The organism is Pseudomonas sp. IT-232MI5 (genome assembly GCF_949767845.1).
Lineage (GTDB): Bacteria > Pseudomonadota > Gammaproteobacteria > Pseudomonadales > Pseudomonadaceae > Aquipseudomonas.
The window spans coordinates 437718-450475 of the sequence record NZ_CATKQE010000022.1 but is presented as its reverse complement, the minus strand read 5'-3'; the positions used below and the strand labels follow the sequence as shown (position 1 = coordinate 450475).

General features: G+C 58.0%; 13 protein-coding genes and 1 tRNA gene. 9 read left to right on the top strand and 5 right to left on the bottom strand.

The genetic code is table 11. The features are described from left to right. The first annotated feature begins 11 nt into the window (after positions 1-11). The 5 genes from pheT (at position 12) to ACM6JQ_RS15400 (ending at position 4180) form a co-directional block, all read left to right on the top strand. Entirely contained in the window at positions 12-2390 is a 2379-nt protein-coding gene (pheT, locus tag ACM6JQ_RS15420; protein ID WP_414894135.1) for a phenylalanine--tRNA ligase subunit beta, read from the top strand. Between the two features lie 3 nt (positions 2391-2393). Beyond that, positions 2394-2696 carry an integration host factor subunit alpha gene (gene ihfA, locus ACM6JQ_RS15415; protein WP_002553164.1) on the top strand — a complete coding sequence of 101 codons (303 nt, stop codon included), beginning with the start codon at positions 2394-2396 and terminating at the stop codon, positions 2694-2696. Continuing rightward, a complete protein-coding gene (locus ACM6JQ_RS15410; RefSeq protein ID WP_003179985.1) occupies positions 2677-3033 on the top strand; it encodes a MerR family transcriptional regulator in 357 nt (118 codons plus the stop codon). The genes ihfA and ACM6JQ_RS15410 overlap by 20 nt, the downstream gene beginning before the upstream one ends. Before the next feature lie 89 nt (positions 3034-3122). Then, a tRNA-Pro gene (locus tag ACM6JQ_RS15405) sits at positions 3123-3199 on the top strand. 519 nt (positions 3200-3718) lie between these two features. Continuing rightward, entirely contained in the window at positions 3719-4180 is a 462-nt protein-coding gene (locus ACM6JQ_RS15400; protein WP_007913491.1) for a hypothetical protein, read from the top strand. Between the two features lie 336 nt (positions 4181-4516). Here the strand turns inward: ACM6JQ_RS15400 and ACM6JQ_RS15395 are convergent, their stop codons facing one another. Beyond that, positions 4517-4792, bottom strand: coding sequence for a hypothetical protein (locus ACM6JQ_RS15395; protein ID WP_007913492.1), 276 nt, complete (start codon positions 4790-4792; stop codon positions 4517-4519). A gap of 154 nt (positions 4793-4946) precedes the next feature. On the opposite strand from ACM6JQ_RS15395, the gene ACM6JQ_RS15390 reads away from it, so the two are divergent. Then, positions 4947-5276, top strand: a complete 330-nt coding sequence (locus ACM6JQ_RS15390) for a hypothetical protein (protein WP_007913493.1) — start codon at positions 4947-4949, stop codon at positions 5274-5276. Positions 5277-5333: 57 nt separating this feature from the next. Here ACM6JQ_RS15390 and ACM6JQ_RS15385 read toward each other — a convergent pair whose 3' ends face one another. Continuing rightward, on the bottom strand, positions 5334-5747 hold the full coding sequence (locus ACM6JQ_RS15385; protein ID WP_007913495.1) for a VOC family protein: 414 nt from the start codon (positions 5745-5747) through the stop codon (positions 5334-5336). A 223-nt stretch (positions 5748-5970) separates the two neighbouring features. Here ACM6JQ_RS15385 and ACM6JQ_RS15380 point away from each other — a divergent pair, with 223 nt between their 5' ends. Then, positions 5971-7782: an ABC transporter ATP-binding protein gene (locus tag ACM6JQ_RS15380; RefSeq protein ID WP_007913497.1), complete on the top strand. Its 1812-nt coding sequence runs from the start codon at positions 5971-5973 to the stop codon at positions 7780-7782. Here the strand turns inward: ACM6JQ_RS15380 and ACM6JQ_RS15375 are convergent. From ACM6JQ_RS15375 to ACM6JQ_RS15365, 3 genes are all read right to left on the bottom strand, one after another. After that, positions 7779-8723, bottom strand: coding sequence for an alpha/beta hydrolase (locus ACM6JQ_RS15375; protein ID WP_038364802.1), 945 nt, complete (start codon positions 8721-8723; stop codon positions 7779-7781). The genes ACM6JQ_RS15380 and ACM6JQ_RS15375 overlap by 4 nt on opposite strands. 112 nt (positions 8724-8835) lie before the next feature. Continuing rightward, entirely contained in the window at positions 8836-9834 is a 999-nt protein-coding gene (locus tag ACM6JQ_RS15370; RefSeq protein ID WP_414894134.1) for an NAD(P)H-quinone oxidoreductase, read from the bottom strand. 61 nt (positions 9835-9895) lie between these two features. Beyond that, positions 9896-11095 (bottom strand): YbfB/YjiJ family MFS transporter, encoded by a 1200-nt coding sequence (locus ACM6JQ_RS15365; protein ID WP_414894133.1) that lies wholly within the window; start codon positions 11093-11095, stop codon positions 9896-9898. Positions 11096-11206: 111 nt separating this feature from the next. On the opposite strand from ACM6JQ_RS15365, the gene ACM6JQ_RS15360 reads away from it, so the two are divergent. After that, positions 11207-12082 carry a LysR family transcriptional regulator gene (locus ACM6JQ_RS15360; RefSeq protein ID WP_007913506.1) on the top strand — a complete coding sequence of 292 codons (876 nt, stop codon included), beginning with the start codon at positions 11207-11209 and terminating at the stop codon, positions 12080-12082. A 177-nt stretch (positions 12083-12259) separates the two neighbouring features. Further along, positions 12260-12724 carry a hypothetical protein gene (locus ACM6JQ_RS15355; protein WP_259740552.1) on the top strand — a complete coding sequence of 155 codons (465 nt, stop codon included), beginning with the start codon at positions 12260-12262 and terminating at the stop codon, positions 12722-12724. Positions 12725-12758 lie beyond the last annotated feature (34 nt).

The following is a 12758-nucleotide window of genomic DNA, read 5'->3' as shown; positions in this document are numbered from 1 at the left end:
AGGAGAGCAGGATGAAATTCAGTGAACAATGGCTGCGTGGCTGGGTTAGCCCGCAGGTAAATCGCGACGAGCTGGTTGCTCGTTTGTCGATGGCTGGTCTGGAGGTCGATAGCGTGACTCCGGCTGCCGGTGTTTTCAGCGGCGTGGTCGTGGGCGAGGTGCTGAGCACCGAGCAACACCCTGATGCCGACAAGTTGCGCGTGTGCCAGGTCAGCAATGGCGCGGAAACCTTCCAGGTCGTGTGCGGTGCGCCAAACGTGCGTCCGGGCCTGAAGATTCCGTTCGCCATGATTGGCGCTGAGCTGCCGGGCGACTTCAAGATCAAGAAAGCCAAACTGCGCGGCGTCGAGTCCAACGGCATGCTGTGCTCGCAAGCCGAGTTGCAGGTCGGTGAAGGCAACGACGGTCTGATGGAGCTGCCGGCTGATGCGCCGGTGGGCGAAGACTTCCGTGTGTATCTGGATCTGGAAGACGCCAGCATCGAGGTCGACCTGACCCCGAACCGCGGCGACTGCCTGTCCCTGGCCGGTCTGGCTCGTGAAGTCGGCGCGCTGTACGACGCGCCGGTGACCCGTCCGGTGGTCATGGCCATTCCTGCCGTGCACGACGAAGTGCGTTCGGTAGAAGTGCTGGCGCCTGCCGCGTGCCCACGTTACCTGGGCCGCGTTATCCGCAACGTTGATCTGTCCAGGCCGACGCCGCTGTGGATGGTTGAGCGTCTGCGTCGCGCCGACGTGCGCAGCATCGACGCTGCCGTCGACATCACCAATTACGTGATGCTCGAACTGGGTCAGCCGCTGCACGCCTTCGATCTCGCCGAAATCAATGGCGGCATCCGTGTGCGCATGGCGGAAGAGGGCGAGAAGCTGGTGCTGCTCGACGGTCAGGAAGTCAGCCTGCGTAGCGATACGCTGGTGATCGCTGACCACACTCGCGCGCTGGCGATTGCCGGTGTGATGGGTGGTGAGCACAGTGGTGTTTCCGCGACCACTCGCGACGTATTTCTGGAAAGTGCGTTCTTCGATCAGATCGCAGTGGCGGGCAAGGCCCGTTCCTATGGCCTGCACACCGATGCTTCGCACCGCTACGAGCGTGGCGTCGATTGGCAACTGGCCCGTGAAGCCATGGAGCGCGCCACTGGCCTGCTGCTGGAAATCACTGGCGGTGAAGCCGGCCCGATCATCGAGACCGTCAGTGCGCAGCATCTGCCGTCGATCGCGCCGATCACTCTGCGTTCCCAGCGCATCACTCAGATGCTCGGTATGGAAATGGATTCCGCCCAGGTTGAGCGTTTGCTCGGCGGCCTGGGTCTTGGCATTGCTGCCGACGGTGAAGGCCAGTGGCGAGTAGAAGTGCCAAGCCATCGCTTCGACATCAGCCTGGAAGTCGATCTGATCGAAGAGCTGGCCCGTCTGTACGGCTACAACCGTCTGCCGGTTCGTTACCCGCAAGCGCGTCTGGCGCCGCAAGCCAAGGCTGAAGCGCGTAGCGATCTGCCGGAACTGCGTCGTCTGTTGGTAGCGCGTGGTTATCAGGAAGCGATCACTTACAGCTTCATCGATCCGCGTCAGTTCGAACTGTTCAACCCGGGCGTCGAGCCGCTGTTGCTGGCCAATCCGATCTCCAATGACATGGCCGCCATGCGTTCGTCGCTGTGGCCGGGTCTGGTCAAAGCGCTGCAGCACAACCTCAACCGCCAGCAAGATCGCGTGCGTCTGTTCGAAAGCGGTCTGCGCTTCGTTGGTCAGCTGGAAGGTCTGAAGCAAGAGCCGATGCTGTCCGGCGTGGTTTGCGGTAGCCGTCTGCCGGAAGGCTGGGCACAAGGTCGCGACACCGTCGATTTCTTCGATGTCAAAGCTGACGTGGAGGCCGTACTGGGCTTTGCCGGTGCACTGGATTCGTTCACCTTCGCACCGGGCAAACACCCGGCGCTGCACCCGGGTCAAACCGCGCGCATCGAGCGCGAAGGGCGTGAAGTCGGCTTCATCGGTGCCATCCACCCGGAATTGTCGAAAGCCTTGGGTCTGGATCGTCCGGTCTTCGTTTTCGAACTGGTTCTGGCAGAAGTGGCACTCGGTAAAATGCCGAAATTCCATGAGTTGTCGCGCTTTCCTGAAGTGCGTCGTGACCTTGCACTGATTGCGCACAAAGACGTCGCGTCTGCAGCCGTACTGGACGTAATCCGTGAAAATGCAGGCGAATGGCTCACAGATCTCAGGCTGTTTGACGTGTATCAGGGTAAAGGTATTGATCCTGATAGAAAAAGCCTTGCAGTTGGCTTGACCTGGCAGCATCCATCGCGCACTCTTAATGACGATGAGGTGAATTCGACGACGCAAAATATCCTCACCTCGCTCGAACAAAGGTTGAACGCCACGTTAAGGAAGTGACGTATGGGGGCTTTGACGAAAGCTGAGATGGCGGAACGTCTGTATGAAGAGCTGGGCCTGAACAAGCGGGAAGCCAAGGAATTGGTAGAACTGTTTTTCGAGGAAATCAGGCACGCTCTTGAAGACAACGAGCAGGTCAAATTGTCCGGTTTCGGCAATTTCGACCTTCGGGACAAACGCCAGCGGCCTGGCCGCAACCCGAAAACGGGGGAAGAAATCCCGATCACGGCTCGCCGTGTGGTCACCTTTCGTCCAGGGCAGAAGTTGAAGGCCCGAGTTGAGGCTTATGCTGGAACCAAGTCATAACGACGAACTACCCGTCATCCCGGGCAAACGCTACTTCACCATCGGTGAAGTCAGCGAGCTGTGTGCCGTAAAGCCACACGTGCTGCGCTACTGGGAGCAGGAGTTTCCTCAACTCAACCCCGTCAAACGCCGCGGAAACCGCCGGTATTATCAGCGCCAGGACGTGCTGATGATCCGGCAGATCCGCGCGCTCCTTTACGATCAGGGTTTCACCATCGGCGGCGCACGCCTGCGTTTGTCCGGCGACGAAGCCAAAGACGACACGACCCAATACAAGCAGATGATTCGGCAAATGATTGCCGAATTGGAAGATGTACTGGTGGTTCTCAAGAAATAAAAAGCAGCGTTTGAATACTTCCAGTTTTCAAACGCTTGCGCTATATTCTTGAGCGTTCTTCGAGATGAAGAACGAGTTGCAAGACCAGTCGGGGCGTAGCGCAGTCCGGTAGCGCACTAGCATGGGGTGCTAGGGGTCGAGTGTTCGAATCACTCCGTCCCGACCATATAATTCAATGACTTAGCCCAATCTGAAAAGGTTGGGCTTTTTCATGCGTGGGGAATTTGCGGGGGGCATCTCGTTTTCTCCTCAAGATGATCAGAGCCGGTCCTCGCGAACTGATTGACCTCGATGCCGACTCAGCCAAAAGCTGCGACATCGGGTTGCGTGGGTCATGCGGTCGTATTCGCCACGACTGCACCAATGCATGCTCAGCGAGTAACCTCATCACCAACGCGGACATCCGCAGACTCATTGCGCTTCAGGCAGGCAAGATGTCGATGAAAGCCATTATTTCCGATGTCAGACGACATTACTTCCAGCGTGTCGCGTCTTTTGGGGGTAATCAAGTCTCTTGCTTTAACAACTTAACACTTTCGAAATAGCGCCATAGTGCTGATGTTGCTTTATAGCTCTGGTATATAGAAGTGTATAGGTCGTAAGTTTATTTGACGCCAAAAAATATCGAACTATAGTTTTTTTGCTGCAGGCAGAATTCTATTCTTTGTTGATGAGGTGTTGCTAAATGGAAAGTAAAATTCATGCGAATAAAGGCTGGCAACGTATCGGGAAAATCCCTTCGGCAGGCAATCTTTATGCAGATGGTACATGGTGCTTCAATACTCGCGAGCGAGACGCCAGAACCTGTGATGCTAAAGGATATGGTGTAGGCAAGGGCAACTACTACATTATGAATATTGATAAGGGGGACAAGAAATATCCTTATAGCGGCGAGAAGGCAATAGTGGGGCAGGCAATATTCAGAGTCGGTGAGCATGGATCGCCAGAGGCGCTGGGTCTGCGAGGGGCGTTCAGCGGTGGTGAGGATGTGTGGATGATGATCAATGACACGTTTGACGGTCTTGATGACAATGACGGTTCCCTCCAACTTAGGTTTGTTTCTGCAGGAGGACGGACACTAACACCGACAAATTCTCTTGGTGATCCCATTGGTACTCAATATACAAAGGACAAGTTCACGAACTAAGAGTGGTTCTTGGCGTTTCTATTTGTGCGGGATTATGATGGTCTCATGTTTCGTTCGATTTTAATTTTGGCAGCTGTGCTGTCGGTGGGTTTTTCTGGTACTACAAATCAATAAAGGGTGGGGCTTGGGGCGAGCACAAACAGGAGGTGCCACTGGGCGACTATCAGAGTTACTCTGTCCCGGTCGTATAATTCATTTAAAAAGGCCAATGCATTCAGTATTGGCCTTTTCAGTACGTGTCCCTTTATGCGATGCCAGCGCGGCTAGCGTGTATTCATGGTGCCAGGCTCGCTAGTTGCAATGTTTGGAGCTCACCGCGAGACGGAAAAAGAGCGGCTATTGTGCAGGCTTCTTCTTGATGTCATCCGAGTCACTCGAAGTCGCAGCGTCCTTTTCCGTTTCGTGCGATTGCGCGCCTGCGTTGCCGCCTGACGATTCCTCGCCTTTCTTGTTCGCCTTTTCTTCATTGGATTGTTTGCTGCCGGAATTGACTCCTGGCAGGGCGGTCGGCGGGGCAGCAGACCCAGCGTTAGTCTCCTCGGCAGCCAATGTGCAGGCAGGGCCAATGAGCAGCAGACTGGCGAGGGACAGGGCAGCAATATTCTTGTTCATTATCTGTACGCTCCACTGAGGGGTGTTCAGTTTGGAAGTGCTGAGAGGCGAAAGGTGCGGGCCACCGGACGAGTGGCGAGAAGGCAAATTGCTGGCCCCCGGACTTTCGCTTCCCCGGCAAAATCGCCTTTTTTCAAAAGGTTAGGTTGGCTATATGCGGACGATTGTCATAACCGTTGCAACGCTTTCCCTGGCTGTCATCGCCTGTGGGGTTCAGGCGAAAGAGTTGAGCAAGAGTCATCGTTTTGCCTGTGTATGGGGTTCGGACATCGCCGCCGGCGCGCAGCAGTCGAAGCTTGCGGGGATTTCGCTGTATGGCGCGCGCAAACGCCTGCAGGTGCGCAAGTTCCAGCAGCCGTGGATGCGCATGACTGCGATGGGGATCACCGAGCAGACCTACGACAGTCCATCAAAGCTCAAACCCGCAGCGGTCAAGCAGACCTATTATGAACAATGCGTACGCCACGAACTGGCCCAGCGCTGAAGCAAAAAGCCCAACCTGAACCGGTTGGGCTTTTTCATGCCTGGCGAAAAGTTTGTCTCATTTTTCGCTTTCGCAATTGACCATCCACGATACGCCAAAACGATCCACCAGCATGCCAAAGCGCACCGCCCAGAAAGTCGCCTCCAGCGGCATATCGATGCGACCGTCCTTGGCCAGAGCGTTAAACACCTGCTCAGCTTCAGCGATGCTGTCGACATTCAGCGAAATCGAGCAGCCGCTCATGCCTTGAGTCGGGCGGTCGGGTGTGGTGTCCGAGGCCATGATCATCTGATCACCCACTTTCAGACAGGTGTGGATGATCAGATTGTGGTGTTCTTTGGGCACATGTTCGGCGGCGGGTGTCTCGCCGAATGTCATCATCGCTTCGAGCTTTCCTTGCAAGGCTTGCTGGTAAAAGGTGAAGGCCTCGCGGCAGTCACCGTTGAAGATCAGGTACGGGTCGATTCTCATGTCTCTGCTCCCGGCAGTCAGGCGCGGAGCATGGCGGGTGTTCGCCGGGTTCCGCGTTAGGCGGTTAAAACATAGCAGAGCGTTGGACGCCGGAAAGGCCTGAGTCTTCCAGATGTTTTTGTTCTGAAAAGCGCTTCGACGATAACGCGGTCGTTGTGTGAAATTCAGTCCAAGCGCTGGAGTACCATGACGCATCACCATCACCTGCAGAGTCCAACGCCCCATGCCTGATCTATCACGCTTCACGTCCTTGTTCGATCAGGCGCAGCGCGCCTTGCGCCTGGTCTGGGGGACATCGCGTGGCTTGTTTCTGGGGCTGGTGCTGGCAACGTTGGTGGCCGGGCTGCTGCCGGCACTGGCGGCGTGGTTGGGGCAGCGAATTGTCGATGCCGTGGTCGCAGCGATGCAGTTGCACGCGCAACACGGCAGTGCGCCGTTGTGGCCGGTGTTGCGTTACGTTTTGTTGGAGGCCGGGGTGTTGGCGCTGTTGTCCGGCACGCAACGGGCGCTCTCGGTGCAGCAGTCGCTGTTGCGGGTGCAGCTAGGGCAGAAGGTCAATACGCTGATCCTGGAAAAAGCACAGACCCTGTCACTGGTGCAGTTCGAAAACTCCGAGTTCTACGACAAACTGGTGCGTGTCCGTCGCGAGGCTTCGACCCGGCCATTGGCGCTGGTCATGAAGTCGTTGGGCTTGATTCAAAACCTGATCATGCTGATCAGCTTTGGTGTGCTGCTGGTGCACTTTTCCCCTTGGGCGCTGGTGCTGCTGGTGGTCGGAGCATTGCCGGTGTTCTTTGCCGAGGCGCATTTTTCCGGTGACGCCTTTCGCCTGTTCACCCGCCGCGCGCCGGAGAGTCGGCAGCAGAATTACATCGAAACCTTGCTGTCCCACGAAACCTATATCAAAGAGGTCAAGCTGTTCGGTTTTGCACCACTGTTGCTGCAACGCTACCGCGACACGTTCGCCAGGTTGTATGCCGAAGATAGACGCCTGACGTTGCGGCGCGACGGCTGGGGTTTCGGCCTCGGTCTGCTCGGTACGGCGGCTTTTTACGTGGCCTATGCCTGGGTGGTGATTGATGCTGTGCATGGCCAGATCAGTCTTGGCCAGATGACCATGTATCTGGTGTTGTTCAAGCAAGGCCAAAGCGCGGTGAGCAGCAGCCTGAGTGCAATCAGCGGCCTGTACGAAGACGGCCTCTACCTGACCAGTCTTTATGAATATCTAGCCGAACCGGTTCAGGTCGATAGCGGCCACCTGACGGTCGGTGCCTGCCCGGGCGATGGTTTGCGTTTCGAAAACGTCGGTTTCCGTTATCCGGGTGCCAGTCGACCGGCACTGGAAAATATTGACCTGCAACTGGTGCCAGGCCAGAGCATGGCGTTGGTCGGAGAGAACGGTTCAGGCAAGACCACGCTGATCAAGTTACTGACCCGGCTCTATCGTCCTGATCAAGGGCGCATCCTGCTCGACGGCAGTGATTTGCAGGATTGGCAGGAGACCGCGTTACGTCGACGTATTGGCGTGATTTTTCAGGACTACATCCGCTATCAGTTCAGCGTCGGAGAAAACATCGGCGTCGGCGATACCTTGGCGTTCAACGATTCGCAACGATGGAAAGAGGCGGCTGCCCAAGGGATGGCGGCGCCCTTTATCGAAGGACTGGACAAGGGATATGCCACGCAATTGGGACGCTGGTTTGCCGGTGGCCAGGAATTGTCTGGCGGGCAGTGGCAGAAAATTGCCTTGTCCCGCGCGTACATGCGCCGTGAGGCCGACATTCTGATCCTCGATGAGCCGACTTCCGCCCTTGATCCGGCGGCCGAAGCGGCGGTGTTCGAGCATTTCAGCCAGCACAGCGAAGGGCGCATGACCTTACTGATTTCCCATCGTTTTTCCAGCGTGCGCAATGCCGACCACATCATCGTCCTGCAACAAGGCCGGATTCTGGAGCAGGGTGGCCACGATCAACTGGTCGCCGCTGCGGGGCATTACGCGCAACTGTTCGATTTGCAGGCGCGCGGTTACCGTTAAGTGTCCCGCCCGCTGCGCACGGTCGCCGGTCCGGCCATCCGCGGCGCTGGTTTGCTCTGCATCAGGCTGTCGAGCGCCTTGCGATAATTCTGCCCGCCGAGCGCCATGCTGTTGTTGTGCGTCGCTCCTGGCACCAACAACAGGCGCTTGGGCTGTTGCGCGGCGTTGAACAGTTGCTCGCTGAAGCGCGGAGGAACGAAAGCATCAGCCAGACCGTGAACCACCAGCAGCGGCATGTGAATGTCGGCGATCTTGTCGATCGAATCGAATTTTTGCGACAGCAGCCAGCGCACCGGCAGTGAAGTATTGGCCACGGAGGCGGCGACATCGGCCAGCGTGGTGAAAGTCGACTCGATCACCAGCCCGCGCACCGGTAACGCGGAATGATCGCGGGCGGCGGTCTGCCCGAGTTCTGCGGCCAGATCGATCGCCACAGCACCACCGAGGGAATGCCCGTAGATCAGGCGTTTGGCCGGGTCCGGTTGCAGCAGTTTGAAGCGCTCCCACGCCACGCGTGCGTCTTCGTAGACACTGCTTTCCGATGGCAGATCACCGTGACTCTTGCCGAAACCGCGATAGTCGATGGCCAACACCGAATAACCCGCCGCGCGCAATTGTTCGATGCGGAACAACTGCCCGGTGAGGTTCCAGCGCACGCCATGCAGATAGAGAATGGCCGGCGCATTGGCCTTTTCCGCCGGCCACCACCAGGCATGAATGTTTTCCCCGGCCTTGAAGCTCTTCGGTTGCAGGTCGAGTTCCTGCACGCTGCCGGGCAAGCCGCGATACCAACCGGCAGTGCCCGGTTCGATGCGAAACAGCAGTTTGCGTTCGGTGTGTTCGAGTACGGCACAACTGGTCGGCACGCCGATAATCAGCGCGGCCATGCAGGCAAACGCCAAACGGCGGCGTCGCAGACGCGTCATGAAGGACAGGAACATTAAACGTTTCACCCAGGCGCAGACAAAGAAGGCTTTTTACCAGATGCCTCGGTCTGCGCGTGAGTTTTTCGACCACCGCCCCGGCGCAACGATTACCAAATGCTGCAAAGACTTACACGACCTGCAGCACGATCTTGCCGATATGGTCGCCAGCCTCCATGTGTGCGTGAGCCTGAGCCGCGTCGTTGAGTGAATAAACCTTGTCGATCATCGGCAGGCAGCGCCCGGCAGACAGTGCTGGCCATACGTGCTCGCGCAGTTGATCGGCAATCGCGGCTTTTTCGGCAGCGGTACGGGCACGCAAGAGGGAGCCGGTGATCACCGCGCGTTTGGCCATCATTGCCAGCAGGTCAAAGTCGTTGGCCCGTGCGCCGCCGAGGAAACCGAGCATGACCAGACGGCCATCCATCGCCAAAGAGCTGACGTTATCGTTGAGATACGAGCCGCCCATGATGTCGAGGATCACATTGACGCCCTGGCCTGCGGTTTTATCGGCGATGACCTTGGCGAACTCCTCCTCGCGATAGTTGATCGGCAAGCCGCCAAGGTTGCTGATCGCTGCGCATTTGTCCGGGCTGCCGGCGGTGGCAAACGCTTCTATGCCGAATTCTCGGCACAGCATCAGTGCGGTAGTACCGATGCCGCTGGTGCCACCATGAATCAATGCGCGTTGACCACGGCTGGCGCCACCGAGGCCGAACAGGTTGGCCCATACGGTAAAGAAGGTTTCCGGGATCGCGGCGGCGTGCACCCAGTCCAGGCCGTCGGGAATCGGCAGGGTCTGGCCGGCGGGGACGGCGCAGTATTCGGCATAACCGCCGCCATTGGTCAGCGCGCAGACTTTGTCGCCCACGGCGAACTGATTGACACCCGCCCCGAGCGCCACGACTTCACCGGCGACCTCCAGCCCGGGAATCGGGTTCATGCCGGGTTTCATCGGGTATTTGCCGGCGCGCTGCAAGGCGTCCGGCCGGTTGATTCCGGCGGCGTGTACGCGGATCAACACCTCGCCCTCTGCGGCGACTGGCAGCGGTACGCGGCGGGGTTGCAAGACCTCGGGTCCACCGGGCTCGGTGATTTCGATTCGGGTCATTTCGCTGGGCAGGGACATATCGATTCCTCTTGGCTTGAGTTGTGTAAGTGGGAGCGTGCTGCGCAAGCAATGATTCCCTTCAATTTGCGCAGCAGCGCGGCTCAACCGGGGCGGGCAGCCATTTCATGGCTTGCTCCAGCAGCAGCGCCACGACGATCGCGCCAGCGGCAATAACGAACAACAACGCGTGATGCCCGCTGCTGGCATTGAACAGCGCCGAATAGGCAAACCCGGCCAGCGCCTGAAACGTGGCGAATGACACCGTGGCACGGCTCCAGGCGATTTGCTGGCGATGGTGCTCCGGCACCAATTCATGCACCCGAGCCAGCGCCAGCGGCACAATGCCCGGCGGAAATGAACCGAGAATCACCGCCAGCAACGCCAGCGCGAGAAACGAGTGGGAGATCGCCAGCAGTCCTAGGGCAATCGCCTGCACCACCAGCACCAGACGAATGCCGGACCGTGCGCCCAGTTGATCGGCGAGAAAGCCATAACTCACCGGGCCGACAATCGCGCCCAAGCCGTACATCACCCAGATCAACGCGCCGATATGCGCCCCGGCACCGAGTCCACGCGCCACGTAATCCACCAGAAACACCATGGCGGGCACTAGGCCGGCTGCCATAAAAGCGTATTGAGCGAACAGCAAGTACACACCACGCGGTGTTGGTTCTACGGGCACTATTTCTTGCGCAACGACCGGGTGCAGGAAATCAGACGGCCAGGCAAACCAGCTCAGCACCGTCAGCAACAAGGCCAAAGCCCCCAGGCCCAGCCACGTTGCCTGCAAGCCAAGGCTCAACAGCGGTGGCACCAGTGTCCCGGAACCGGCAATGCCGAGACCGATACCCAGAAAAATCGCGCCACTGGCCAGCCCTTTACGCGCCGCCGGGACATGCGGCAGTACTGTCGCGGCCACTAGAACCATGATCGCGCCGCCGGCAATCCCGGACAGCAGCCGCCAGCCGAAGAACCAGCTCACCGACAACGGAAACGCGCAGGCAAAAAATGCCGCCGTGACCACCAGCATCATCAGCCGCAAGGCATTTTTATTGCCGAGTTGGCGTGCTGCAGGCCGGCCGAGCAGGGCGCCGATCAGATAACCCACCAGATTGGCGGCTCCGAGGTAGACCACATCATTGGTGCTGAACCACTGCGCCTCAATCAGCGAAGGGATCAACGGGGTGTAAGCGAAACGCGCCAGTCCGATGCTGACCAGGCTGGCGCAGAGGCCAGCGAAGATCGACAGCCAGATGCCGGTGGAGGTTGAAGTGCGCATGATAGCGATCTCGCGGAAGGTTTATGGCGTTCAGCATATCGGCTATCGTTGCTGCGTTAATGCAGCGATTAAGCGGCACGCTGATGCGAATTTGCATCGCCTGGAGACAGCATGAATTGGGATGACGCACGGGTATTTCTTGCCGTTTGCCGCGAATCGACGCTGCGCGGTGCAGCGAGGGTTTTGGCGGTGGATCAGGCAACCGTCGGGCGGCGCATCACGGCACTGGAAAAGTCCCTGAGCGCGACGTTGTTCCTGCGCACCTCTGACGGGTACGCGTTGACGGCGGTCGGCGAAGCAGCGCTTAAAAGCGTGGAGAAAATGGAGCATTCGGCGCTGGAGCTGGAGCGGCAGATTCAAGGCTTGGACGATCGTCTGACTGGCACGGTGCGCGTCAGCACCACGGATTCGCTGGCCATCGATTTTCTGATTCCGGCGATTGCCCGCTTGCACGAGCAGCACCCGCACGTGCGCGTGCAACTGGATGCGTCCACACAGATTCTCAGCCTGGCCAAGCGTGAGGCGGATATCGCCGTGCGCAACACCCGGCCGGACAACCCTGACCTGATTGCCCGGCGCATTGCCCGATGGCCGGTGGGGCTGTTTGCTTCCCAAGCCTATATAGATGCCAATGGAGTGCCGCCGCCGGGCACGGCATTTGAAGGGCATGATCTGGTGGTTTATCAACCGTATCTGCAAGGCAAAAAGGACCTGACGTTGGTATCGGAGCCGTTGAGTCGCGGTCGGATCGTCGCCAGCCTCAGTTCCAGTTTGCTCGTCCGTCGTTCGATTGCAGCAGGGTTGGGTGTAGGAGAAATCCCGGTATACATGGGTGAGCGCGATGGCTTGATCAGGCTATGGCCGGAGCGCACTACGCCGCTCCCGTATGAGGTATGGCTGGTAACCCACGCGGACCTGCGCCACACCGCGCGGGTGAGGGCGGTGATTGAGCAGATTGTCGATGTGTTCGCGTCGGAGAATGAATAGGTAGATGCTGTTTTGGCAGGGCTACAACCTCTGACGAAACGGCCTACACCAGAGGCAGAATCGCCCGGCTTGTCAGCATTCTGGATGGGGCCTATCGTTTCTTCAGCTCGGTGAGGGGCGTTGGAAACTCACCGACTTAATACCAGGGACGGTATGTAGACCCAGGAAGGTGTCGAATTGAAAACCTCGGAATTCAGTCAAAATCCAATCAGTGATCTATCGAGTAAAACCCGGAATACTCAAGCCATGAACGCAATAAGCCGTGAAGAATTCAATGCCCGGATCGAAACCATTGAGACCAGGATGGACGCTCGGTTCGAGGGTGTGTCGGCAAAAATCGATGCTTATCTTTTGACTCAGGCGGAGAGGGACAAACGATACGATTTGATGTGGGACGGTGTACAACAAATCGCCGAAGATTCAAAAGAAGCCATCAAACAAGCCTCGACAGTGAAGGCGCATTACTGGGCGACGACAGCCGTCCATTTTCTCGGAATGATCACCATCGTCGTGGGGGCGCACTTCGCCAATCAGGCAGCGGTGTTAACCACCTTGCAGACGACACTCGCGGCGATCCAGGTAGGTAAAGATATAGGCGCACCCAGACCTGCTTCGCAACAAGCACCCGAATCAGCACAATAGAAAACGGCCTTCAAAGAAGGCCGTTTTTCGTGAG